The sequence below is a fragment of the Pseudomonas sp. IT-P2 genome (assembly GCF_949767575.1).
Classification (GTDB): Bacteria; Pseudomonadota; Gammaproteobacteria; order Pseudomonadales; family Pseudomonadaceae; genus Aquipseudomonas; species Aquipseudomonas pharyngis.
On the sequence record NZ_CATKQA010000045.1, the window covers coordinates 440,799 to 463,752 of the forward strand.

General features: G+C 60.7%; 20 protein-coding genes. 10 read left to right on the forward strand and 10 right to left on the reverse strand.

Going from position 1 to position 22,954, the window contains the following annotated elements; all coding sequences use genetic code 11:
- Positions 1-6 precede the first annotated feature (6 nt).
- From ACM6JM_RS23770 to sdhC, 4 genes are read right to left on the reverse strand one after another with little or no spacing between them, the layout of a single operon-like run.
- Positions 7-711 (reverse strand): succinate dehydrogenase iron-sulfur subunit, encoded by a 705-nt coding sequence (locus tag ACM6JM_RS23770; RefSeq protein ID WP_007959035.1) that lies wholly within the window; start codon positions 709-711, stop codon positions 7-9.
- 11 nt (positions 712-722) lie between these two features.
- Complete coding sequence (sdhA, locus tag ACM6JM_RS23775) at positions 723-2,495, reverse strand: succinate dehydrogenase flavoprotein subunit (RefSeq protein WP_011333114.1); 1,773 nt, start codon at positions 2,493-2,495, stop codon at positions 723-725.
- A gap of 3 nt (positions 2,496-2,498) precedes the next feature.
- Positions 2,499-2,867: a succinate dehydrogenase, hydrophobic membrane anchor protein gene (gene sdhD, locus ACM6JM_RS23780; protein WP_007977503.1), complete on the reverse strand. Its 369-nt coding sequence runs from the start codon at positions 2,865-2,867 to the stop codon at positions 2,499-2,501.
- Positions 2,861-3,235: a succinate dehydrogenase, cytochrome b556 subunit gene (sdhC, locus tag ACM6JM_RS23785; protein WP_011333113.1), complete on the reverse strand. Its 375-nt coding sequence runs from the start codon at positions 3,233-3,235 to the stop codon at positions 2,861-2,863. The genes sdhD and sdhC overlap by 7 nt, the downstream gene beginning before the upstream one ends.
- A 364-nt stretch (positions 3,236-3,599) precedes the next feature.
- Here sdhC and gltA point away from each other — a divergent pair, with 364 nt between their 5' ends.
- Positions 3,600-4,889, forward strand: a complete 1,290-nt coding sequence (gene gltA, locus ACM6JM_RS23790) for a citrate synthase (RefSeq protein ID WP_007959044.1) — start codon at positions 3,600-3,602, stop codon at positions 4,887-4,889.
- A gap of 1,040 nt (positions 4,890-5,929) precedes the next feature.
- Here gltA and ACM6JM_RS23795 read toward each other — a convergent pair.
- The 3 genes from ACM6JM_RS23795 to ACM6JM_RS23805 all read right to left on the reverse strand — a co-directional run bounded on the left by ACM6JM_RS23795 (position 5,930) and on the right by ACM6JM_RS23805 (position 8,978).
- Complete coding sequence (locus ACM6JM_RS23795) at positions 5,930-7,588, reverse strand: cation acetate symporter (RefSeq protein WP_074687559.1); 1,659 nt, start codon at positions 7,586-7,588, stop codon at positions 5,930-5,932.
- The gene (locus tag ACM6JM_RS23800) at positions 7,585-7,896 is read right to left on the reverse strand and encodes a DUF485 domain-containing protein (protein ID WP_011333111.1); all 312 of its coding nucleotides are present in this window, start codon (positions 7,894-7,896) and stop codon (positions 7,585-7,587) included. The genes ACM6JM_RS23795 and ACM6JM_RS23800 overlap by 4 nt, the downstream gene beginning before the upstream one ends.
- A gap of 230 nt (positions 7,897-8,126) precedes the next feature.
- Complete coding sequence (locus ACM6JM_RS23805; RefSeq protein WP_039769782.1) at positions 8,127-8,978, reverse strand: glycine betaine ABC transporter substrate-binding protein; 852 nt, start codon at positions 8,976-8,978, stop codon at positions 8,127-8,129.
- 287 nt (positions 8,979-9,265) lie between these two features.
- Here ACM6JM_RS23805 and ACM6JM_RS23810 point away from each other — a divergent pair, with 287 nt between their 5' ends.
- Positions 9,266-10,861: a beta (1-6) glucans synthase gene (locus ACM6JM_RS23810; protein WP_414882606.1), complete on the forward strand. Its 1,596-nt coding sequence runs from the start codon at positions 9,266-9,268 to the stop codon at positions 10,859-10,861.
- Positions 10,862-10,983: 122 nt separating this feature from the next.
- Here ACM6JM_RS23810 and ACM6JM_RS23815 read toward each other — a convergent pair whose 3' ends face one another.
- Positions 10,984-11,352: a hypothetical protein gene (locus ACM6JM_RS23815; protein WP_085666692.1), complete on the reverse strand. Its 369-nt coding sequence runs from the start codon at positions 11,350-11,352 to the stop codon at positions 10,984-10,986.
- Between the two features lie 223 nt (positions 11,353-11,575).
- Between ACM6JM_RS23815 and ACM6JM_RS23820 the strand changes: the two genes are divergently transcribed.
- Positions 11,576-12,874 carry a serine/threonine protein kinase gene (locus tag ACM6JM_RS23820; protein ID WP_039769776.1) on the forward strand — a complete coding sequence of 433 codons (1,299 nt, stop codon included), beginning with the start codon at positions 11,576-11,578 and terminating at the stop codon, positions 12,872-12,874.
- On the forward strand, positions 12,867-13,655 hold the full coding sequence (locus ACM6JM_RS23825) for a VacJ family lipoprotein (protein WP_007959292.1): 789 nt from the start codon (positions 12,867-12,869) through the stop codon (positions 13,653-13,655). Before ACM6JM_RS23820 ends, ACM6JM_RS23825 begins: the two co-directional genes overlap by 8 nt.
- Before the next feature lie 64 nt (positions 13,656-13,719).
- Here the strand turns inward: ACM6JM_RS23825 and ACM6JM_RS23830 are convergent, their stop codons facing one another.
- Entirely contained in the window at positions 13,720-14,634 is a 915-nt protein-coding gene (locus ACM6JM_RS23830) for a DUF808 domain-containing protein (protein ID WP_039769774.1), read from the reverse strand.
- Positions 14,635-14,768: 134 nt separating this feature from the next.
- Here ACM6JM_RS23830 and ACM6JM_RS23835 point away from each other — a divergent pair, with 134 nt between their 5' ends.
- Positions 14,769-15,374, forward strand: coding sequence for a TetR/AcrR family transcriptional regulator (locus ACM6JM_RS23835; RefSeq protein WP_007959290.1), 606 nt, complete (start codon positions 14,769-14,771; stop codon positions 15,372-15,374).
- A 91-nt stretch (positions 15,375-15,465) separates the two neighbouring features.
- On the opposite strand, the gene ACM6JM_RS23840 is transcribed toward ACM6JM_RS23835, so the two are convergent.
- Positions 15,466-15,906: a GlcG/HbpS family heme-binding protein gene (locus ACM6JM_RS23840; protein WP_414882607.1), complete on the reverse strand. Its 441-nt coding sequence runs from the start codon at positions 15,904-15,906 to the stop codon at positions 15,466-15,468.
- Between the two features lie 268 nt (positions 15,907-16,174).
- On the opposite strand from ACM6JM_RS23840, the gene gcl reads away from it, so the two are divergent.
- From gcl to pyk, 5 genes are all read left to right on the forward strand, one after another.
- Positions 16,175-17,950 carry a glyoxylate carboligase gene (gene gcl / locus ACM6JM_RS23845; protein WP_011333103.1) on the forward strand — a complete coding sequence of 592 codons (1,776 nt, stop codon included), beginning with the start codon at positions 16,175-16,177 and terminating at the stop codon, positions 17,948-17,950.
- 153 nt (positions 17,951-18,103) lie between these two features.
- Positions 18,104-18,886, forward strand: coding sequence for a hydroxypyruvate isomerase (gene hyi, locus ACM6JM_RS23850; RefSeq protein ID WP_011333102.1), 783 nt, complete (start codon positions 18,104-18,106; stop codon positions 18,884-18,886).
- A 168-nt stretch (positions 18,887-19,054) separates the two neighbouring features.
- The gene (locus tag ACM6JM_RS23855; RefSeq protein ID WP_085648499.1) at positions 19,055-19,948 is read left to right on the forward strand and encodes a 2-hydroxy-3-oxopropionate reductase; all 894 of its coding nucleotides are present in this window, start codon (positions 19,055-19,057) and stop codon (positions 19,946-19,948) included.
- Positions 19,949-20,125: 177 nt separating this feature from the next.
- Positions 20,126-21,400: a glycerate kinase gene (locus ACM6JM_RS23860; protein ID WP_064594446.1), complete on the forward strand. Its 1,275-nt coding sequence runs from the start codon at positions 20,126-20,128 to the stop codon at positions 21,398-21,400.
- A complete protein-coding gene (gene pyk, locus ACM6JM_RS23865) occupies positions 21,397-22,812 on the forward strand; it encodes a pyruvate kinase (protein WP_414882608.1) in 1,416 nt (471 codons plus the stop codon). Before ACM6JM_RS23860 ends, pyk begins: the two co-directional genes overlap by 4 nt.
- Positions 22,813-22,954: the final 142 nt, after the last annotated feature.

Here is a 22,954-nt window from a genome sequence, read left to right on the forward strand (position 1 = left end):
GCTGAATCACACGCCGCTCGAAAGCAGCATGTTACGGATGTGACCGATGGCCTTAGTCGGGTTCAGGCCTTTCGGACATACGTTGACGCAGTTCATGATGCCCCGGCAGCGGAAGACGCTGAACGGGTCATCGAGGGACGCCAGACGCTCGGACGTCTTGGTATCACGGCTGTCTGCCAGGAAGCGGTACGCTTGCAGCAGGGCAGCTGGACCCAGGAACTTGTCCGGGTTCCACCAGAAGGACGGGCAAGAGGTCGAGCAGCAGGCGCACAGGATGCACTCGTACAGACCGTCGAGCTTTTCACGCTCTTCAGGGGACTGCAGACGCTCGATGGCCGGAGCCGGCGTGTCGTTCTGCAGGAATGGCTTAACCTTCTCGTATTGCTTGTAGAAGATGCTCATATCGACAACCAGGTCACGGATAACCGGCAAACCTGGCAGCGGACGAACGATCAGCTTGTTACCTTTGACAACAGCGGACAGCGGCGTGATGCACGCCAGGCCGTTCTTGCCGTTGATGTTCATGCCGTCGGAGCCACAGACGCCTTCACGGCAGGAGCGACGATAGGAGAAACCTTCGTCCTGCTCTTTGATCAGGGCCAGCACGTCCAGCACCATCAGGTCTTTACCACCGGTATCAACCTGGAATTCCTGCATGAACGGCGCAGCGTCCTGATCAGGGTTGTAACGATAAACACTGACTTGCAACATGGCGGTCACCCTTAATAAGTCCGGACTTTAGGTTCGAAAGTCGGAACAGTCTTCGGCGAGAAGTTCACGGCACGCTTGGCGACGCGTTTCTCACCCGGGAAGTACAGGGTGTGGCACAGCCAGTTTTCGTCGTCACGGTCTTCGAAGTCTTCACGGGCGTGAGCGCCGCGGGACTCTTTACGTACTTCGGCAGCGATGGCGGTAGCTTCAGCCACTTCCAGCAGGTTTTGCAGTTCCAGCGCTTCGATACGTGCAGTGTTGAACGCCTGCGACTTATCGTTGATCTTCACGTTGGCGATGCGCTTGCGCAGATCGGCCAGCTGGGCAATACCCTTCTGCATGTATTCGCCGGTACGGAATACACCGAAGTAGTTCTGCATGCAGCTTTGCAGCTCGCGACGCAGGGTAGCGACGTCTTCGCCGTCGGTACGGTTGTTCAGGGCGTTCAGACGTGCCAGGGCAGCTTCGATATCGGCTTCGGTAGCGTCGTCGTATTCAATGCCGTCGGTCAGCGCCTTCTCCAGGTGCAGGCCGGCAGCGCGGCCGAATACCACCAGGTCGAGCAGCGAGTTGCCGCCCAGACGGTTGGCACCGTGAACCGATACGCAAGCCACTTCACCTACTGCGAACAGACCAGGGATGATCTGATCCACGCCTTCGGCGTCCTGGGTGATCGCCTGGCCATGAATGTTGGTGGCAACGCCGCCCATCATGTAGTGGCAAGTCGGAACAACCGGAACCGGAGCAACCACCGGGTCAACGTGTGCAAAAGTCTTCGACAGTTCGCAGATGCCTGGCAGACGGCTGTGCAGCACTTCCTCGCCCAGGTGGTCGAGTTTGAGCATCACGTGGTCGCCATTCGGACCGCAACCGTTGCCGGCGATGATTTCTTTAACCATCGAACGGGCAACCACGTCACGGCCGGCCAGGTCTTTGGCGTTCGGAGCATAACGCTCCATGAAACGCTCGCCGTGCTTGTTGATCAGGTAACCACCTTCACCACGGCAACCTTCGGTAACCAGTACACCGGCGCCGGCGATACCGGTCGGGTGGAACTGCCACATTTCGATGTCTTGTACCGGCACGCCAGCACGCAGAGCCATGCCGACGCCGTCACCGGTGTTGATCAGGGCGTTGGTGGTGGATGCATAGATACGACCTGCACCGCCGGTAGCCAGCACGGTGGCCTTGGCGCGGATGTAGGTGGTTTCGCCGGTTTCGATGCAGATTGCGATCACACCAACGAATTCGCCTTCCTGGTTTTTCACCAGGTCGACAGCGTAGTACTCGTTCAGGAACGTGGTACCGGCTTTCAGGTTGCCCTGATAAAGGGTGTGCAGCAGCGCGTGACCGGTACGGTCGGAAGCGGCGCACGTACGGGCAGCCTGCCCGCCTTTACCGTAATCCTTCGACTGACCGCCGAACGGACGCTGGTAGATACGGCCTTGCTCGGTACGCGAGAACGGCAGACCCATGTGGTCCAGCTCGAAAACGGCAGCCGGGCCTTCCTGACACATGTATTCGATAGCGTCCTGGTCACCGATGTAGTCGGAACCCTTGACGGTATCGTACATGTGCCAGCGCCAGTCATCGTTCGGGTCGGCCGAAGCGATGGCGCAGGTGATCCCGCCCTGTGCGGACACAGTGTGCGAACGGGTCGGGAAAACCTTGGTGATCACGGCAGTCTTGTGACCGCCCTGTGCCAGTTGCAGCGCCGCGCGCATGCCGGCACCGCCGCCACCAATAATGATGGCGTCGAAAGAAATCGTTGGAATGTTAGCCATGAATCAGATACCCCAGAGAATCTGCACACCCCAGACGAAGTAAGCGAACATCGCGACGCCGCATACTGCCTGGAAAAGGAAACGTACTGCAGTCGCGGACTTGCCCAGCGCCATTGGCGTCAGGTAGTCGGTCGCGATGGTCCACATGCCGACCCAGGCGTGAGCGCCCAGGGCAACCAGTGCCAGCAGACTGAAGATACGCATTCCGTTGTGGGCGAACAGGCCGTGCCATTGGTCGTAGCCAATGCCCGGGTTCGCGGCGAGGTAGCCGATCAGGAATATGAAATAAGCCGCGAGAACGACCGCAGACACACGCTGTGCCATCCAGTCATAGAGGCCCGAACGCGAAAGGTTTGTAACGCTGGTTACCATATCCAAACTCCTGCCAGAACGATCAGCACCACGGAAACGGCGATGATCAGTTTCGAGCCCAGGCGGCCGCCTTCCAGCGTCTCACCGATGCCCATGTCCATGATCAAGTGGCGCACACCGGCAACCAGGTGATACAGAAGAGCGGACAGGAGGCCCCATGCTACGAACTTGGCCAGCGGGCTGGTCAAGCATGCCTTCACCTCGACATAACCTTCCTCGGAACCCAGGGATTTGCCCAATGCATAAAGCATGATGCCAAGGCCCAGGAAGAGGATGATGCCGGAAACACGGTGAAGAAACGACGTAACGCCGGTGATGGGGAGTTTGATGGTCCTTAGGTCTAGGTTTACAGGTCGTTGGCTTTTCACGGCTTTTTTTTCACACTGAAGAGCCCCTAACAATCAGGGCAAAGTTGTTGGGGAGTGCACTGGTCAGGTAACCACCACCCAGGGATGCGACCCCCAATGAAAGCAAGCCCAAAAGCCCTTGGCGGTCGGTCGCCGAGTATAGACAGTTAGGCTACTAATGACAACGCAATCGCCTACCCCCAATAGCGGATTGCACAAGTCGTATAAAAGGCGTAAATGGCAGGCAATTTCGAGGAAAAAGTGCGGTTAAAGCCTTCTGGAGCAAGACTTTAGGCAAATTGACATTCGAATTTATCTCACTATAGTGGTGCGGGCCCTGCGTGGGGGGTCTGTCTGATGATTTCAAGCATAAATAGGAGGCCACATGGCTGACAAAAAAGCGCAGTTGATCATCGAGGGCGCAGCCCCCGTCGAGCTGCCCATTTTAACCGGCACCGTTGGTCCCGATGTTATCGATGTTCGGGGCCTGACGGCCACGGGCCGCTTCACTTTCGACCCCGGTTTCATGTCGACCGCTTCCTGCGAATCGAAGATCACCTATATCGACGGCGACAACGGCATCCTGCTGCACCGCGGCTACCCGATCGAACAGCTGGCTGAAAAGTCGGACTACCTGGAAACCTGCTACCTGCTGCTGAACGGCGAACTGCCGACCGCAGAACAGAAGGCCCAGTTCGTCGGCACCGTGAAGAACCACACCATGGTTCACGAGCAGCTGAAAACCTTCTTCAACGGCTTCCGCCGTGACGCCCACCCGATGGCTGTCATGTGTGGTGTAGTCGGCGCCCTCTCGGCCTTCTACCACGACTCCCTCGACATCAATAACCCGCAGCATCGCGAAATCTCCGCGATCCGCCTGGTTGCCAAGATGCCGACCCTGGCCGCGATGGTTTACAAGTACTCCATGGGTCAACCCATGATGTACCCGCGCAACGACCTGTCGTACGCGGAAAACTTCCTGCACATGATGTTCAACACCCCGTGCGAGATCAAACCGATCAGCCCGGTACTCGCCAAGGCCATGGACCGGATCTTCATCCTCCACGCCGACCACGAGCAGAACGCTTCGACCTCCACCGTGCGTCTGGCGGGCTCCTCGGGTGCCAACCCGTTCGCCTGTATCGCCGCCGGCATCGCCGCACTGTGGGGCCCTGCCCACGGCGGTGCGAACGAAGCCGTGCTGACCATGCTCGATGAAATCGGCGATGTCTCGAACATCGACAAGTTCATCGCCAAGGCCAAGGACAAGAACGATCCGTTCAAGTTGATGGGCTTCGGTCACCGCGTCTACAAGAACCGCGACCCACGTGCGACCGTGATGAAGCAGACCTGCGACGAAGTGTTGAAGGAACTGGGCATCCAGAACGATCCGCAACTCGAACTGGCCATGCGCCTGGAAGAGATCGCTCTGACCGACCCGTACTTCATCGAGCGCTCGCTGTACCCGAACGTCGACTTCTACTCGGGGATCATCCTCAAGGCGATCGGCATTCCGACCAGCATGTTCACCGTGATCTTCGCCCTGGCACGTACTGTCGGCTGGATTTCACACTGGAAGGAAATGCTCTCCAGTCCTTACAAGATTGGCCGTCCGCGTCAGCTGTACACTGGCTACGAGTCGCGGGATATCACCAAGCTGGAAGACCGCAAATAAGAGCTGTCTTGCGATAGCGCCTTAAGTTGTATCGGAAACGGCCTCCATGAGAATGGGGGCCGTTTTTGTTTTTGTGGTTTTTTGCGATCTTTTGGATCGGGGCATATCCGTTGCTTCGGGTGCTGCCGCTGGCGGTTTCGCTCTTACAGCGAGTCCCTTTTTCAAACGCCAAAAAGGAACCAAAAGGCTTTTGCCCCGGCGTACGGCACTTCGCTTAGGCTCAGTGTTCCCTCGCTACGGTGTCCATCAGGGGGCATCGCCTACGGTTTGCTTCGCTGCACCTCCTCTCGATGTATGCGGCTTCGCCGCACGGCGCTGCGCGCCTACCCCCTGATGGACACCTCCGCTCGGCCTGCCGAAGGGGCTAAAGATCAAAAGCCAGAGCCAGAGCAGAAGCCAGATCAAGAGCCCCCCCCCCTCACCCTAGCCCTCCCGAAACGTCGGACCGCCCGTAGGGAGAGGGAACCGACCGAGTTGTTTGGGAGAATTGCGCCGACATGAAATACCGCGTCGAACTCAGACTCTGAAAAGCCCACAAATCGGCTCCCTCTCCTCGGGGAGAGGGCTGGGGTGAGGGGTGAATCCACCAAAAAACCAAAGCCGAACACCCGCCCCTCACCACTCAACACGATGAGCGTTAGCTCGAGTACCGCTTTTGATCGCAGGGCCCGTCGGCAGGCTGAGTGGAGGGATTGATCCGGGGGTGGGAGCGCAGCGACCGTGCGGCGCAGCCGCATGCATCGAGAGGAGGTGCAGCGAAGCAAACCGTAGGCGATGCCCCCGGATCAATCCCGGAGCGAAGGAACCCCGAGCCTCAGCGAGGGGCCGTACGTCAGGGCAGAGACCTTTTGGTTACTTTTGGGGCGTTTGCCAAAAGTGACCCGCCGTAAGGGCGGAACCCCAAGAAGCCGTTACCGCAGCAACGGATATACACACAAACCAAAACCACCCCCAAGAAAGTCCGATAACCGCCCACAAAAAAAATGCCCCAATCTCTCGACCAGGGCATTTTCAATTCAAATCAACCTACACAAAAAGCCTCAGTGCGAAACCGCCCCACTAGCCCCCAACCCAGTCTGCGAACGCACAAACTGCGGGAAGAACGCCGCACGCTCGTTCTCTGCCGCCACCGACTTATCGGTGATCGAGAAGAACCAGATCCCGATAAACGCAATGATCATCGAGAACAACGCCGGATACTCATAAGGGAAGATCGCCTTCTCGTGATGCAGAATCTGCACCCAGATGGTCGGGCCAAGAATCATCAGACCCACCGCACTCACCAGACCCAGCCAGCCGCCAATCATGGCGCCACGGGTGGTCAGCTTCTTCCAGTACATCGAAAGCAGCAGCACCGGGAAGTTGCAGCTCGCCGCGATGGAGAACGCCAGACCCACCATGAACGCAATGTTCTGGCTTTCGAACAGGATGCCCAGGCCGATGGCCAGAACGCCCAGCGCGATGGTGGTGATCTTCGAAACGCGGATTTCATCCTTCTCGTTGGCCTTGCCCTTCTTGATCACGCTGGCGTACAGGTCGTGAGAAACCGCCGAAGCACCGGCCAGGGTCAGGCCGGCCACTACTGCCAGAATGGTCGCGAACGCCACCGCCGAGATGAAGCCGAGGAACACGCTGCCGCCCACGGCGTTGGCCAGGTGCACCGCCGCCATGTTGTTGCCGCCGAGCAGAGCGCCGGCTGCATCTTTAAAGGCCGGATTGGTGCTGACCAGCAGGATCGCGCCGAAGCCGATGATGAAGGTCAGGATGTAGAAGTAGCCAATGAAACCGGTTGCGTACAGCACGCTCTTACGGGCTTCTTTCGCGTCGCTGACAGTGAAGAAGCGCATCAGGATGTGCGGCAGGCCGGCGGTACCGAACATCAGTGCCAGACCCAGGGAGAACGCCGAGATCGGATCTTTGACCAGACCGCCCGGGCTCATGATCGCTTCGCCCTTGGCGTGAACCTTGATCGCTTCGGAGAACAGGGTGTTGAAGTCGAAGTTGACGTGCTTCATCACCATCAGCGCCATGAACGAGGCACCGGACAGCAACAGCACCGCCTTGATGATCTGTACCCAGGTGGTCGCCAGCATGCCGCCGAACAGCACGTACATGCACATCAGGATACCGACCAGGATCACCGCAACGTGGTAGTCGAGACCGAACAGCAGCTGGATCAGCTTGCCGGCACCGACCATTTGCGCGATCAGGTAGAACGCCACCACCACCAGCGAACCGCAGGCAGACAGCGTGCGAATCTGGGTTTGCCCGAGGCGGTAGGACGCCACGTCGGCAAAGGTGTATTTGCCCAGGTTACGCAGACGCTCAGCGATCAGGAACAGAATGATCGGCCAGCCCACCAGGAAGCCGATCGAGTAGATCAGGCCGTCGTAGCCGGAGGTGAACACCAGCGCGGAAATCCCCAGGAAGGAAGCCGCCGACATGTAGTCACCGGCAATCGCCAGACCGTTCTGGAACCCGGTGATCTTGCCGCCCGCCGCGTAGTAGTCGGCCGCCGAGTTGTTGCGCTTGGACGCCCAGTAAGTGATGCACAGGGTTGCGCCAACGAACGCCACGAACATGACGATCGCGGAAACGTTGAGCGGTTGTTTGTGGACTTCGCCGGTCAGGGCGTCAGCGGCCCAGACGGCTGGAGCAAACGCTGCGATGCTCAAAAGAGCCAGTAGACGCCGGATCATTGCTGAGCCTCCTTGAGAATCGCGTTGTTCAGGTCGTCGAACTCGCCATTGGCGCGGCGCACATAAATGCCGGTCAGGATGAAGGCCGAGACAATCAGTCCGACACCGATCGGGATGCCCCAGGTGATGGATGATTCGGGACTGATTTTCGTGCCGAGCACTTGCGGCCCGTACGCGATCAGAAGGATGAAGCCGGAGTAGAGCCCGAGCATGATCGCCGAGAGTATCCAGGCGAACCTTTCTCTTTTCTTGACCAGCTCCTTGAAGCGCGGGCTGTTCTGAATCGAGAGGTAAATGCTGTCGTTCATTGTTTTTATCCTCGCAGCACAGATTTTTATTTTTGGAACGTATCCACTGTATGCGGCTGCGAGCCGGGTTCCAGACGACCTTAGTAGTAGAACGCCATGACGTTTTTGCCAATTTCCAGACCAGCCGAAAACGCCCACGCCTGCCTATTAATAGAGGACAAACAAAAAAGGCCGCCCGACTGTCATGTCGGGCGGCCCTGGGAAGCGCAGATTAGACGCTTCGGCTTAAATCACTTGGTCCAGTCGGCAACACGCTCAGGGTGCTTGGCAACCCAATCCTTGGCCGCTGCGTCAGGTTTTGCACCGTCCTGAATCGCCAGCATGACTTCGCCGATTTCGTCTTTCGAAGCCCACTGGAAGTTCTTCAGGAACTTGGCCACTTCAGGCGCCTTGGTCGCCAGCTCCTTGCTGCCGATGCTGTTCACGGTTTCAGCCGCGCCGTACACGCCTTTCGGGTCGTCGAGGAAGCGCAGTTTCCACTTGGCGAACATCCAGTGCGGCACCCAGCCGGTAACGGCGATGGATTCGTTTTTCTTCTCGGCACGGGTCAGCTCGGCAATCATGCCGGCGCCGGAACTGGCCTTGAGTTGATACCCCGTCAGGTCGTAATCCTTGATCGCCTGATCGGTCTTGAGCATAACGCCTGAACCGGCGTCGATGCCGACGATGCGCTTCTTGAAGGAGTCGTCGGTTTTCAGGTCTTCGATGGTCTTGGCCTTGACGTACTCCGGCACGATCAGACCGATTTTCGCGTCCTTGAAGTTCGGGCCGTAATCGACGACCTGATCCTTGTTCTTGGTCCAGTATTCGCCGTGAGTCACGGGCAGCCAGGCCGAGAGCATGGCGTCGAGTTTGCCGGTGGCAACGCCCTGCCACATGATGCCGGTGGCGACGGCCTGCAGTTTCACGTCGTAGCCGAGTTTCTGCTTGATCACTTCGGCCGCCACGTGGGTGGTCGCGACGCTGTCGGACCAGCCGTCAACGTAACCGATGTTCAGGGTCTGTTTTTCAGCGCTGGCGAAAGTGGAACCCATCGCAAATACCAGAGCGGCACCTGCGCCTAAAAGTCGTCGCATCTTCATCGTTACTTCCCCGAAATGCTGCGCCCGACGGATGCCGGGCATCGTCAACGTGTTGTTATGGTGCTCGGCGCCCCCATCACGCCCGTTCGCGAACTCGTTCGAACATCAGCGGAGTACTGATGAGTCCGATCATCAACCTGACGCCCGTTAAGACCTGCTCTGCCAGCGACCTCGAAGCAACGAGAAACGACATCAGAAAGCCATTAACTGCCTCCGGATATTTGGCGCCAGACAATCCGCCCGAACTTTGCATGTCAAAATCGTGCGGGCCACCAACCTGCTTATAAATGCAGGTAACATGCGTCGCTTTGCAGCCACTCGGCCTGACCATGTCCGCAACTTCCCGTTTCCCCTTTCTTCCCTATCTGTTCGCCTGCCTGCTCGGGCTGTTTGCCCTGTGCGGTTTCTGGTACGGCCTCGGCAAACCGGTGATCCTGCCGGACGTCGCCACCCCGACCCACAAGTTGCAATGCGCCTCCTACACCCCGTTCGATAAAGACCAGTCGCCGTTCGACGTGCCGTTCAAACTGCGCCCGGAGCGCATGGACGCCGATCTCGCCCTGCTCGCCACCCGCTTCGAATGCATTCGCACCTACTCGATGACCGGCCTCGAAGCGCTGCCGGATCTGGCGCGCAAACATGGTTTGAAGTTGATGATCGGCGCGTGGGTCAACAGCAATCCGGTCGACACCGAGAAGGAAGTCGACTTGCTGATCGCCTCGGCCAATGTCAACCCGGACGTGGTCAGCGCGGTGATCGTCGGCAACGAAGCCTTGCTCCGTAAAGAGGTCACCGCGACCCAATTGGTGAAGCTGATCAACAAGGTCAAGGGCCACATCAAGCAGCCGGTGACCTACGCCGATGTCTGGGAGTTCTGGCTCAAGCACCCGGAAGTCGCGCCGGCGGTGGATTTCCTGACCATTCATTTGCTGCCGTACTGGGAAGACGATCCGTCGAACATCGACGCCGCGCTGCATCATGTGGCGCAAGTGCGTCAGGTGTTCGGCAACAAGTTCGCGCCCAAAGACGTGATGATCGGCGAAACCGGCTGGCCGAGCGAAGGCCGCCAGCGTGAGACCGCCCTGCCGAGCCGGGTCAACGAGGCCAAGTTCATTCGTGGATTTGTCACCCTCGCCGAACAGGAAGGCTGGCGTTACAACCTGATCGAAGCGTTTGATCAGCCGTGGAAGCGCGGCAGCGAAGGCGCGGTCGGCGGTTACTGGGGGCTGTTCGATGCGGATCGCCAGGACAAGGGCGTGTTGGCCGGGCCGGTGTCGAATGTGCCGTACTGGTCCCAGTGGCTGGCGGTCGGCGGAGCGATCTTCCTCGGCACATTGCTGCTGGGCGGTCGGGTTCGTACGACGCGCTCGGCGCTGATCCTGCCGCTGCTCGGCGCCCTCGCCGCCTGCTCGATTGGCGCCTGGGGCGATCTGGCGCGGGTGACCACGCGGTTTGCCAGCGAATGGCTGTGGGTCGGCTTGCTGACGATCCTGAATCTGTTGGTGCTGGCCCATGCCGCGCTGACCTTGAGCGCCCGCAATGGCTGGCGTGAACAGGCGTTCAACGCTTTCGAGCGACGGGCCGGCTGGCTGGTGGCGGCGGCCGGTTTCGCCGCTGCCGTGATGATGCTCGAGCTGGTGTTCGATCCGCGCTATCGCAGTTTTCCGAGCATGGCCTTCATTCTGCCGGCGCTGGTTTACCTGTGCCGCCCGGTCAGCGTGGCCCGTCGGGAGATCGCCCTGCTGACCTTCATCATCGGCGCAGGCATTGCGCCGCAGCTGTTCCGTGAAGGATTGCAGAATCAGCAGGCGTGGGGTTGGGCGCTGGTCAGCGTGTTGATGGTGACTGCGTTGTGGCGCTGCCTGCGGGTTCGCAAGGGCTGATCTTCAGAGGCTGAACCGGCCTCTTCGCTGGCAAGCCAGCTCCCACAGAATTCCTGTCTGCCACAGGTTCTGCATCTACATGGATCAAGTGTGGGAGCTGGCTTGCCAGCGATGGCTGACTGTCAGACGCCGCGAGACTCTCTAACCAGTCGCAACCCGGCAATCACCACCGCAAACACCGCCAGCGTCGTGTTGTACAGCGCCAGCGCCGGCAACCCGAACACCAGCGCCAGCACCGCCAGCCACCACCCTGCCCGGCCCGGCACGACAAAACCGAGCACGGCTGCAGCGACCGCCGCCCAGCCCAGCAGCTGGAAATGAATCAGCAGGCCCAGGTTCGAGCGCACCGAGCATTCCCAGCGGCTCGCCTCATCCACGCAGATGCCCACCCACTGCGCATCCTCCATGAAGCCATAACGCGCGCCATAACTGGCAGCCAGCCACAACGGCAACAGAACGAGCAGCAGAATCACGGGCAAGCGGCGGGACATGGAACACTCCAATCGACGAAATCGGCGGCCAGCTTAATCTGCCGCCGCGCATACGCAAGGACTAACAACTCTTAACTGGTCATTCCTTCCTTGCAAAGTGTATCGTCCGGCTACTATTACTCCGAATTCTGTCAGTTTGGTGCCGTGGCATGGCACTTTGACGCAAACCCGGTGGTCATAGCCTGCGAACTTCATTCGGCACCTTCCTCTAAGGGATCCAGTCATGCTCCGTTCCTTGCGCTTCGCCGCCCTGTTTGGCGGCCTTATTCTGAGTGCGTCCGCGCTGGCGGTGGATATCGACGCCGCCAGCTATGGCTATCCCCTGACCAATCCGTTCGAGGCGACCATCGCCACCACGCCGCCGGACTTGCGCCCGGAACTGCCACTGGACGACGACATCGATCAGGCCGATCGCAGCATCACCCTGCGTCCCGAGCGCGAATTCATCCTGCCGGACAATTTCTGGCCGGTGAAAAAACTCACCTACCGCATCGCCACTCAGGACAAGGCCGCGCCGCTGATCTTCCTGATCGCCGGCACCGGCGCGCGCTACGACAGCACGCTCAACGAGTACCTGAAGAAGCTTTATTACAAGGCCGGCTACCACGTCGTGCAGCTGTCATCGCCGACCAGCTTCGACTTCATGAGCGCCGCCTCGCGTTTCGCCACCCCCGGCGTGACCAAGGAAGACGCCGAAGACATGTACCGGGTGATGCAGGCCGTACGGGCGCAAAACCCGAAACTGCCGGTCACCGACTATTACCTCAGCGGCTACAGCCTCGGCGCCCTGGACGCGGCCTTCGTGGCGCATCTGGATGAAACCCGTCGCAGCTTCAACTTCAAGAAAGTCCTGCTGCTGAATCCACCGGTCAACCTCTACACCTCGATCACCAACCTCGACAAGCTGGTGCAGACCGAGGTCAAGGGCATCAACAACAGCACCACCTTCTATGAACTGGTGCTGAACAAACTGACCCGCTACTTCCAGCAGAAGGGCTACATCGACCTCAACGATGCGCTGCTCTACGACTTCCAGCAGTCCAAGCAGCACCTGAGCAACGAGCAGATGGCGATGCTGATCGGCACGTCATTCCGTTTCTCGGCGGCCGATATCGCGTTCACTTCGGACCTGATCAACCGTCGCGGCCTGATCACCCCGCCGAAATTCCCGATCACCGAAGGCACCAGCCTCACGCCGTTCCTCAAGCGTGCGCTGCAATGCGACTTCGACTGCTACCTCACCGAACAGGTGATCCCGATGTGGCGCGCCCGCACCGACGGCGGCAGCCTGCTGCAACTGATCGATCAGGTCAGCCTGTATGCGTTGAAGGATTACCTGCACGACAGCCCGAAAATCGCCGTCATGCACAACGCCGATGACGTGATCCTCGGCCCGGGCGACCTCGGTTTCCTGCGCCGGACCTTCGGCGATCGCCTGACCGTTTACCCGCTGGGCGGCCATTGCGGCAACCTTAACTACCGCGTCAACAGCGACGCCATGCTGGAGTTCTTCCGTGGCTAAATATCTCCTGCTGATTGCAGCGCTCCTCAGTGCAGGTATGGCCCAGGCCGACAACAGCAAAGCCAATGCACCGGTGGTCATCGACAGCGACGGTTTCAAGGAGCCGCTGTCCAAACTCAAGTTCAACCCGGGGCTGGATCAGCGCGAGTTCGAGCGCTCGACCCTCAGCGCGCTGAACGTCTATGACCCGCTGGAAGAGTGGAACCGCCGCGTCTACCACTTCAACTACCGCTTCGACCAATGGGTGTTCCTGCCGGTGGTCGATGGCTATCGCTACATCACCCCCAGCTTCGTGCGCACCGGCGTGAGCAACTTCTTCAACAACATTGGCGACGTGCCGAACCTGGTCAACAGCCTGTTGCAGTTCAAGGGCAAGCGCTCGATGGAAACCACCGCGCGCCTGCTGCTCAACACCACCATCGGCATCGCCGGACTCTGGGACCCGGCCACCGCCATGGGCCTGCCGCGCCAGAGCGAAGACTTCGGCCAGACCCTGGGCTTCTACGGCGTACCGGGCGGCGCCTACTTCGTGCTGCCGATCCTCGGCCCGTCGAACCTGCGCGACACCGCAGGCCTGGCCGTGGACTACACCGCCGAGTCCGCGATCAACTTCCTCAACGTCTCGGAAGTCAGCTCCAACCACCCGGAAGTGTGGGTACTGCGTGGCGTCGACAAGCGTTACCAGACCAGCTTCCGCTACGGTCAGCTGAACTCGCCGTTCGAGTACGAAAAGGTGCGCTACGTCTACACCGAGTCGCGCAAGTTGCAGATCGCCGAGTAAAAACGCCAGCCACAAAAAAGGCCATTCGATGCGAGTCGAATGGCCTTTTTGTTTGCCTCAGGATTTAGCCTTTCAGCGCTTTCCAGACTTTACCGATCACGGACACGCCCGCCAGCACCACCGCACCCGCGATGATCCCTGCCACGCCATTCAACAGCATCGGCACCACAAACCCGGCGCCACCGGCCGCTGCGCCGACGCTTTCGATCCAGTGATGCACCACCGGCACACCGTGGGTCAGGATGCCGCCACCGACCAGAAACATCGCCGCCGTGCCGATTACCGACAGGCTTTTCATCATGTACGGCGCAGCGCGCAGGATGCCGTTGCCGATACTTTTGGCCATCTGCCCGGGTTTCTGAGTCAGCCACAGACCGAGGTCATCGAGTTTGACGATACCGGCCACCAGGCCGTAAACGCCCACGGTCATGACAATGGCGATGCCCGACATCACGATCACTTGCTGGGTCAGCGAAGCATCGGCCACGGTGCCGAGGGTGATGGCGATGATTTCCGCCGAGAGGATGAAGTCGGTGCGGATCGCGCCCTTGATCTTATCCTTCTCGTACGCCACCAGATCGGTGGCAGGATCGGCCACGGCGTCGACCAGTTGCGCATGCTCGGCCTCGTCTTCGGCCTTGCTGTGCAGGAACTTGTGCGCGAGCTTTTCGAAACCCTCGAAACACAGGTAGGCGCCGCCGACCATCAGCAGCGGCGTCACCAGCCACGGCACGAACGCACTGATCGCCAGCGCCGAGGGCACCAGGATCAGTTTGTTGACGAACGAGCCCTTGGCCACCGCCCAGACCACCGGGATTTCCCGCTCCGCGCGTACGCCGGAGACTTGCTGGGCGTTGAGCGCCAAGTCGTCGCCGAGCACGCCGGCGGTCTTCTTGGCAGCCATTTTGGTCATCAACGCAACGTCGTCCAGAACGGTAGCGATGTCGTCGATCAGCACCAGCAAACTGCTTCCTGCCATGAATCATGTTTCCTTATGTGAATAATGCCGCGCAGCATACCGCGACTGCGGGCCACACGGGGCATTGTTGAGCGCCGCGCGAGGCCGGTGCTACCATGCGCAACCGCCAGAACAGGCAAGGAACCACCGGGTTTATGAGCACAATCCGCGAGCGCAACAAAGAACTGATCCTGCGTGCAGCCAGTGAAGAGTTTGCCGACAAGGGCTTCGCTGCGACCAAAACCAGCGACATCGCCGCCAAGGCAGGACTGCCCAAGCCCAACGTCTATTACTACTTCAAGTCCAAGGAAAACCTCTACCGCGAGGTGCTGGAAAGTATCATCGTGCCGATCCTGCAGGCCTCGACCCCGTTCAATCCGGACGGCGTACCGAGCGAAGTGCTGAGCGGCTACATCCGCTCGAAGATCCGCATCTCCCGCGACCTGCCTTTCGCCTCCAAGGTGTTCGCCAGCGAAATCATGCACGGCGCCCCGCACCTGAGCGCCGACCTGGTCGAGCAGCTCAACGGCCAGGCCAAGCACAACATCGACTGCATCCAGACCTGGATCGACCGCGGCCAGATCGCCCCGATCGACCCCAACCACCTGATGTTCAGCATCTGGGCCGCGACCCAGACCTACGCCGACTTCGACTGGCAGATCTCCGCCGTAACCGGCAAGGACAAGCTCGACGAAGCCGACTATGAAGCGGCAGCACAAACCATCATCCGGTTGGTGCTCAAGGGCTGCGAGCCGGACTGAAGTCCGCACCTCCAGACACAAACAAGCCCGCCCTCACATGATCCTGTGAGGGCGGGCTTGCGCGTTTCAGCGACTATCCGGTTTTAGCCACTCAGGCTGCCACCCCCGCATCCGCCCGCAGGTCCACGGCCTCCACGGCCTTGATTGCGACCTGCTCATCGATGTCCGACAGATCGCCGCTGATGCCGATCGCACCCAGTACGTTGCCCGCCTGATCACGAATCAACACACCGCCCGGTGCCGGCACGACGCTGCCCTGCCCCATGCTGTTGAGCGCGGCGATGAACGCCGGGCGTTGTTGCGCGTCCAGCGCCAGCAGGCGTGAGCCCTTGCCCAGGGCGATGGCGCCCCAGGCTTTGCCGATGGCGATGTTCGGGCGCAGCAGGCTGGCGCCGTCTTCGCGTTGCAGGGTGACCAGATGGCCGCCGGTATCCAGTACTGCGATGGTCAGCGGCGCAGCGGAGATCGCCCGCCCTGCATTGATGGCTTCGTTGACCAGCTTGACTGCGACTTTCAAGGTTAAAGCGCTCATGGTGCCGTCCTCATTTTGTTATTGGGAAAGTCGTTGGACTGCGCGCGAGTGCCACAGCCCGATGCAACAAATAGAACACAATGAATAATTTTTTTGTATACAATAATTATCGAAAAGCGCCTCATGCGACGAAAAGCCACAGCAGAACAGGCTTCCGACGAATGAAACAGGCGCTTGAGAAAATGGATTGACCTGCGCCGTCCGCCGTGAATACACTCTGCGCAAAGCCACTTGTATACAATTACAAAACGTAAAGAGGCACAAAACCATGAGCAAAATGAGAGCAATCGAAGCCGCCGTTCTGGTGATGCGCCGTGAAGGGGTTGATACCGCTTTTGGCATTCCAGGCGCTGCAATCAACCCGCTGTACTCCGCCCTGCAGAAAGTCGGTGGCATCGATCACGTCCTCGCTCGCCACGTTGAAGGCGCCTCGCACATGGCCGAGGGCTACACCCGCACCAAGGCCGGCAACATCGGCGTGTGCATCGGTACTTCCGGCCCGGCCGGTACTGACATGGTCACCGGTCTGTACAGCGCCTCCGCGGACTCGATCCCGATCCTCTGCATCACCGGGCAAGCCCCCCGCGCCCGTATGCACAAGGAAGACTTCCAGGCCGTCGACATCACCAGCATCGTCAAGCCGGTGACCAAGTGGGCGACCACCGTTCTGGAGCCGGGCCAGGTGCCTTACGCCTTCCAGAAAGCCTTCTACGAAATGCGCTCCGGCCGTCCGGGCCCGGTGCTGATCGACCTGCCGTTCGACGTGCAGATGGCTGAAATCGAATTCGACATCGACGCCTACCAGCCACTGCCGCTGGCCAAGCCGAGCGCGACCCGCGTGCAAGTCGAAAAAGCCCTGGCGATGCTCGATCAGGCCGAGCGTCCATTGCTGGTCGCCGGCGGCGGCATCATCAACGCCGATGCCAGCGAGCTGCTGGTCGAGTTCGCCGAGCTGACCGGCATTCCGGTCATCCCGACCCTGATGGGCTGGGGCACCATTCCTGACGATCACCCGCTGATGGTCGGCATGGTCGGTCTGCAGACTTCGCACCGCTACGGCAACGCCACCCTGCTCAAATCCGACGTGGTACTGGGCGTCGGCAACCGCTGGGCGAACCGTCATACCGGCTCGGTCGACGTTTACACCGAAGGCCGCAAGTTCATTCACGTCGACATCGAACCGACCCAGATCGGCCGCGTGTTCACCCCGGACCTGGGCATCGTGTCCGACGCCGCTGCCGCTCTGACCGTGTTCATCGAAGTCGCCCGTGAATGGCAAGCCGCCGGCAAACTGAAAAACCGCAGTGCCTGGCTGCAGGACTGCCAGCAGCGCAAGGCCAGCCTGCAACGAAAGACCCACTTCGACAACGTGCCGGTCAAGCCGCAGCGCGTCTACGAAGAAATGAACCAGGTGTTCGGCAAGGACACCTGCTACGTCAGCACCATTGGTCTGTCGCAGATTGCCGGCGCGCAGTTCCTGCACGTCTACAAGCCGCGTCACTGGATCAACTGCGGTCAGGCCGGCCCGTTGGGCTGGACCATTCCGGCAGCGCTGGGCGTGGTGAAGGCCGATCCGAACCGTAAAGTCGTGGCCCTGTCGGGGGACTATGACTTCCAGTTCATGATCGAAGAACTGGCGGTCGGCGCTCAGTTCAAACTGCCGTACATCCACGTCGTGGTGAACAACTCGTATCTGGGACTGATCCGTCAGGCCCAGCGCGGGTTCGATATGGACTACTGCGTGCAGCTGTCCTTCGATAACCTGAACGCGCCGGAACTCAACGGTTATGGTGTCGACCACGTCGCAGTCGCCGAAGGCCTTGGCTGCAAGGCACTGCGTGTGTTCGAACCGGCTGACATCGCCCCTGCCCTGCGCAAGGCCGAAGAGCTGATCGAAGAGTTCAAGGTGCCGGTGATCGTCGAGATCATTCTGGAGCGTGTGACCAACATCTCCATGGGGACCGAGATCAACGCCGTCAACGAATTCGAAGACCTGGCGCTGGTCGGCAACGATGCGCCAACGGCGATTTCGCTGCTCGATTAACTGCTTTTGCTTGATCGTTCCCACGTCGAGGCGTCGAACCGTCTGCGTGGGAATGCAGCCGGGGACGCTCTGCGTCCCAAAGCGGACGCAGAGCGTCCATAGAGGCATTCCCACGCAGAGCGTGGGAACGAGAATCTAGAACGGGAGACCACCATGCCGCGTTTCGCAGCCAACCTGTCCATGCTGTTCACCGAACAGGATTTCCTTGCCCGTTTCGACGCCGCCGCCAAGGCCGGCTTCAGCGGTGTCGAGTATCTGTTCCCGTACGATTTCAGTTCTGCCGAAATCAAGGCCAGACTCGACGCCAACGGTCTGACCCAAGTGCTTTTCAACCTGCCGGCCGGTGACTGGGCCAAGGGCGAGCGCGGTATCGCGTGCCTGCCGGACCGGGTCGAAGAGTTCCGTGCCGGGGTCGATCTGGCCATTGCCTACGCGCAGGTTCTGGGCAACACCCAGGTCAACTGCCTGGCCGGTATCCGTCCGCAGGGCGTGGACGATGCCACCGTTGAAAAGACCTTCGTCGCCAACCTCAAGTACGCCGCCGACAAGCTGCAAGCCGTCGGCATCAAACTGGTGATGGAAGCGATCAACACCCGCGACATCCCGGGTTTCTACCTGAACAACACGGCGCAGGCCCTGTCGATTCGCGAGCAGGTCGGCAGCGCCAATCTGTTCCTGCAATACGACATCTATCACATGCAAATCATGGAAGGCGATCTGGCCCGCACCCTGCAATCGCACCTGGCCGAGATCAACCATGTGCAGCTGGCCGACAACCCGGGCCGCAACGAGCCGGGCACTGGCGAGATCAACTACCGCTTCCTGTTCGAACACCTCGATCGCATCGGTTATCAGGGCTGGGTCGGCTGTGAGTACAAACCGCTGACCACCACGGAAGCGGGCCTCGGCTGGCTGAAGACCCACAACGCGATCTGAACGAACACCACAAAACCCTGTGGGAGCGGGCTTGCCCGCGATGGCGTTGGCACACACAACAGATATGTTGCCTGACCCACCGCCATCGCTGGCAAGCCAGCTCCCACAATGAATCTGCTGCGTCTCCCAGACTGCATTGCAGCATCAGAATAAAAAGAGGATTTTCTCATGGCTAAAATCGGATTCATCGGCACCGGCATCATGGGCCACCCAATGGCGGCGAACCTGCAGAAAGCCGGTCACAGCCTGTTCCTGTCGGCGCACCACGACGCCGCCCCTGCCGACCTGGTCGCCGCTGGCGCCGTCGCCCTGGCCAACCCGAAAGAAGTGGCTCAGGAAGCTGAATTCATCATCGTCATGGTGCCGGATACCCCGCAGGTCGACGACGTGCTGTTCCGCGCCGACGGCGTCGCTGCCGGCATCGGCAAAGGCAAGGTCGTGATCGACATGAGTTCGATCTCGCCGACCGCCACCAAGGCTTTCGCCGCGAAGATCAACGAGAAAGGCGCGCAGTACCTCGACGCTCCGGTGTCCGGTGGTGAAGTCGGCGCCAAGGCCGCGACCCTGAGCATCATGGTCGGTGGCGACGCCGATGCCTTCGAACGCGCACTGCCGCTGTTCCAGGCCATGGGCAAGAACATCACCCTGGTCGGTGGCAATGGCGACGGTCAGACCGCCAAGGTTGCGAACCAGATCATCGTTGCCCTGAACATTCAGGCCGTGGCCGAAGCCCTGCTGTTCGCTTCGAAAAACGGTGCCGATCCGGCCAAGGTGCGTGAAGCGCTGATGGGCGGTTTCGCTTCCTCGAAGATCCTCGAAGTGCACGGCGAGCGCATGATCAAGGGCACCTTCGATCCGGGCTTCCGCATCAGCCTGCACCAGAAGGACCTGAACCTGGCCCTGCAAGGCGCCAAGGAGCTGAATATAAACCTGCCGAACACCGCCAACGCCCAGCAAGTGTTCAGCACCTGCGCGGCCATCGGTGGCAGCAACTGGGACCACTCGGCGCTGATCAAGGGCCTGGAACACATGGCCAACTTCTCGATTCGCGACAAGAAGTAAGCCCTGCCCCGTCGCTCGTTCCCACGTCGAGGCGTCGAACCGTTTGCGTGGGAATGCAGCCCGGGACGCTCCGCGTCCCTGCCGAAGCGGACGCAGAGCGTCCATTGAGGCATTCCCACGCAGAGCGTGGGAACGATCACCCGCACTAACCAAGAACAATAAGAATGGGAGCCCGCCATGTCGGTCGATCCGCAACAACTGCTGCGCGAGCTGTTTGCCACAGCCATCGACGCGGCCCATCCGAACCAGGTCCTCGAAGCGCATCTGCCGGCCGATCGCACCGGTCGCGTGATCGTTATCGGCGCCGGCAAGGCTGCCGCTGCCATGGCGCAAGTGGTCGAGCGCTGCTGGGAAGGTGAAGTCTCGGGCCTTGTGGTGACCCGCTACGGTCACGGCGCCCCGTGCGAAAAAATCGAAGTGGTCGAAGCCGCGCACCCGGTGCCGGACGCTGCCGGTCTGGCCGTGGCCAAACGCGTGCTGGAACTGGTCAGCAACCTGACTGAAGACGACCGCGTGATCTTCCTGTTGTCCGGCGGCGGCTCTGCCCTGCTGGCGCTGCCGGCCGAAGGCATCACCCTGGCCGACAAGCAGTCGATCAACAAAGCCCTGCTCAAATCCGGCGCGACCATCGGCGAGATGAACTGCGTGCGCAAGCACCTCTCGGCGATCAAGGGCGGACGCCTGGGCAAAGCCTGCTGGCCGGCGACTGTTTATACCTACGCGATTTCCGATGTACCGGGCGACCTCGCCACGGTCATCGCCTCCGGCCCGACCGTGGCCGACCCGAGCACCAGCGCCGAAGCGCTGGCCATCATCAAGCGCTACGGCATCGAGATTCCGGCGTCCGTACGCAGCTGGCTGCAAAGCCCGGAATCGGAAACCGTCAAACCCGGTGATCCGAGCCTCGCCCGCAGTCACTTCCAGTTGATCGCCCGCCCTCAGCAATCGCTGGATGCGGCAGCGGTGAAATGCCGTCAGGCCGGTTTCAGCACGCTGATCCTCGGCGACCTGGAAGGCGAATCCCGCGAAGTGGCGAAAGTCCACGCCGGCATCGCGCGCCAGATCATCCATCACGGCCAGCCACTGGCAGCGCCGTGCGTGATCCTCTCCGGCGGCGAAACCACCGTGACCGTGCGCGGCAATGGCCGTGGCGGACGCAACGCCGAATTCCTCCTCAGCCTCACCGACAGCCTCAAGGGCCAGCCGGGCGTCTATGCGCTGGCCGGTGACACCGACGGCATCGACGGCTCGGAAGACAACGCCGGCGCAATCATGACCCCGGACAGCTACGCCCGCGCCGCCGCTCTGGGCCTGAGCGCCAGCGACGAGCTGGATAACAACAACGGTTACGGCTACTTCGCGGCGCTCGATGCGCTGATCGTTACCGAGCCGACCCGCACCAACGTCAACGACTTCCGCGCCATCCTGATCCTCGAGAGCTCTAAATCATGACGCCTGATAAAAAGGTCAAAATCCTCGCCACCCTCGGGCCTGCCGTCGACGGCATCGAAGACATCCGCGAGCTGGTCGAGGCCGGGGTCAATATCTTCCGCCTCAACTTCAGCCACGGCGATCACGCCGACCACGCCAAGCGCTATCAGTGGATCCGCGAAGTCGAGCGCCAGCTCAACTATCCGCTCGGGATCCTGATGGACCTGCAGGGGCCGAAACTGCGGGTCGGCAAGTTCGCTGACGGCAAGGTGCAACTGCATCGCGGCCAGGCGTTCCGCCTCGATCTGGACACGACACCGGGCGACGAACGCCGGGTGAACCTGCCGCATCCGGAGATCATCGCCGCGCTGGAAGCCGGCATGGACCTGCTGCTCGATGACGGCAAACTGCGCCTGCGGGTCGTGACCAAATACACCGACGCGATCGACACCACCGTGCTCAATGGCGGCGAACTGTCGGATCGCAAAGGCGTTAACGTGCCGCAAGCGGTGCTCGACCTGAGCCCACTGACCACCAAGGATCGCCGCGACCTGAGCTTCGGTCTGGAGCTGGGTGTGGACTGGGTCGCGCTGTCGTTCGTGCAGCGTCCGCAAGACATCCTCGAGGCCCGCGCGCTGATCGGCGACAAGGCGTTCCTGATGGCGAAAATCGAGAAGCCGTCGGCCGTCGAGCAACTGCGCGAGATCGCCGAACTGAGCGACGCGATCATGGTGGCTCGCGGTGACCTGGGCGTGGAAGTGCCGGCCGAGAGCGTGCCGCAAATCCAGAAGAACATCATCACCACTTGCCGCCAGCTCGGCAAACCAGTGGTGGTGGCGACGCAGATGCTCGAGTCGATGCGCTTCTCCCCGGCGCCGACCCGCGCCGAAGTCACCGACGTCGCCAACGCCGTGGCCGAAGGCGCCGATGCGGTGATGCTGTCGGCGGAAACCGCGTCCGGCGAGTACCCGCTGGAAGCCGTGCAGATGATGAGCAAGATCATCCGCCAGGTGGAGAACGGTCCGGACTACCAGACCCAACTCGACGTCAGCCGGCCGAAAGCCGAAGCGACCGTGTCCGATGCGATCAGTTGTGCGATCCGCCGGATCAGCAACGTGCTGCCGGTGGCGGTGTTGGTCAACTACAGCGAATCCGGAACATCGAGCCTGCGTGCAGCGCGGGAGCGGCCGAAAGCGCCGATCCTCAACCTGACGCCGAACCTGCAGACCGCCCGCCGCTTGAGCGTGGCGTGGGGCATTCATTCGGTGGTCAATGATCGCCTGCGTCAGGTGGATGAGGTGTGCTCGACCGCGCTGGAAATCGCTCAGGCGCAAGGAATGGCCGAGCGTGGCGATACGTTGCTGATCACCGCGGGTGTGCCGTTCGGGCAGCCGGGGTCGACGAATTCGCTGCGGATCGAAACATTGATTTAACCACTGACCAAGATCGTTCCCACGCTCCGCGTGGGAATGCAGCCCGGGACGCTCCGCGTCCCAAGAGCAGACGCAGAGCGTCCTTTGAGGCATTCCCACGCAGACGGTTCGACGTGGGAACGATCAGTACTGACTTTTTAGA

Coding starts and splice junctions, on each gene's coding strand:
- ACM6JM_RS23855 (WP_085648499.1), top strand. CDS start 19,055: ATGGCTAAAATCGGATTCATCGGCACCGGCATCATGGGCCACCCAATG.
- ACM6JM_RS23860 (WP_064594446.1), top strand. CDS start 20,126: ATGTCGGTCGATCCGCAACAACTGCTGCGCGAGCTGTTTGCCACAGCC.
- hyi (WP_011333102.1), top strand. CDS start 18,104: ATGCCGCGTTTCGCAGCCAACCTGTCCATGCTGTTCACCGAACAGGAT.
- sdhD (WP_007977503.1), bottom strand. CDS start 2,867: ATGGTAACCAGCGTTACAAACCTTTCGCGTTCGGGCCTCTATGACTGG.
- gcl (WP_011333103.1), top strand. CDS start 16,175: ATGAGCAAAATGAGAGCAATCGAAGCCGCCGTTCTGGTGATGCGCCGT.
- ACM6JM_RS23810 (WP_414882606.1), top strand. CDS start 9,266: ATGCAGGTAACATGCGTCGCTTTGCAGCCACTCGGCCTGACCATGTCC.
- gltA (WP_007959044.1), top strand. CDS start 3,600: ATGGCTGACAAAAAAGCGCAGTTGATCATCGAGGGCGCAGCCCCCGTC.
- ACM6JM_RS23840 (WP_414882607.1), bottom strand. CDS start 15,906: ATGAGCGCTTTAACCTTGAAAGTCGCAGTCAAGCTGGTCAACGAAGCC.
- sdhA (WP_011333114.1), bottom strand. CDS start 2,495: ATGGCTAACATTCCAACGATTTCTTTCGACGCCATCATTATTGGTGGC.
- ACM6JM_RS23835 (WP_007959290.1), top strand. CDS start 14,769: ATGAGCACAATCCGCGAGCGCAACAAAGAACTGATCCTGCGTGCAGCC.
- pyk (WP_414882608.1), top strand. CDS start 21,397: ATGACGCCTGATAAAAAGGTCAAAATCCTCGCCACCCTCGGGCCTGCC.
- ACM6JM_RS23820 (WP_039769776.1), top strand. CDS start 11,576: ATGCTCCGTTCCTTGCGCTTCGCCGCCCTGTTTGGCGGCCTTATTCTG.
- ACM6JM_RS23805 (WP_039769782.1), bottom strand. CDS start 8,978: ATGAAGATGCGACGACTTTTAGGCGCAGGTGCCGCTCTGGTATTTGCG.
- ACM6JM_RS23800 (WP_011333111.1), bottom strand. CDS start 7,896: ATGAACGACAGCATTTACCTCTCGATTCAGAACAGCCCGCGCTTCAAG.
- ACM6JM_RS23795 (WP_074687559.1), bottom strand. CDS start 7,588: ATGATCCGGCGTCTACTGGCTCTTTTGAGCATCGCAGCGTTTGCTCCA.
- ACM6JM_RS23815 (WP_085666692.1), bottom strand. CDS start 11,352: ATGTCCCGCCGCTTGCCCGTGATTCTGCTGCTCGTTCTGTTGCCGTTG.
- ACM6JM_RS23830 (WP_039769774.1), bottom strand. CDS start 14,634: ATGGCAGGAAGCAGTTTGCTGGTGCTGATCGACGACATCGCTACCGTT.
- ACM6JM_RS23770 (WP_007959035.1), bottom strand. CDS start 711: ATGTTGCAAGTCAGTGTTTATCGTTACAACCCTGATCAGGACGCTGCG.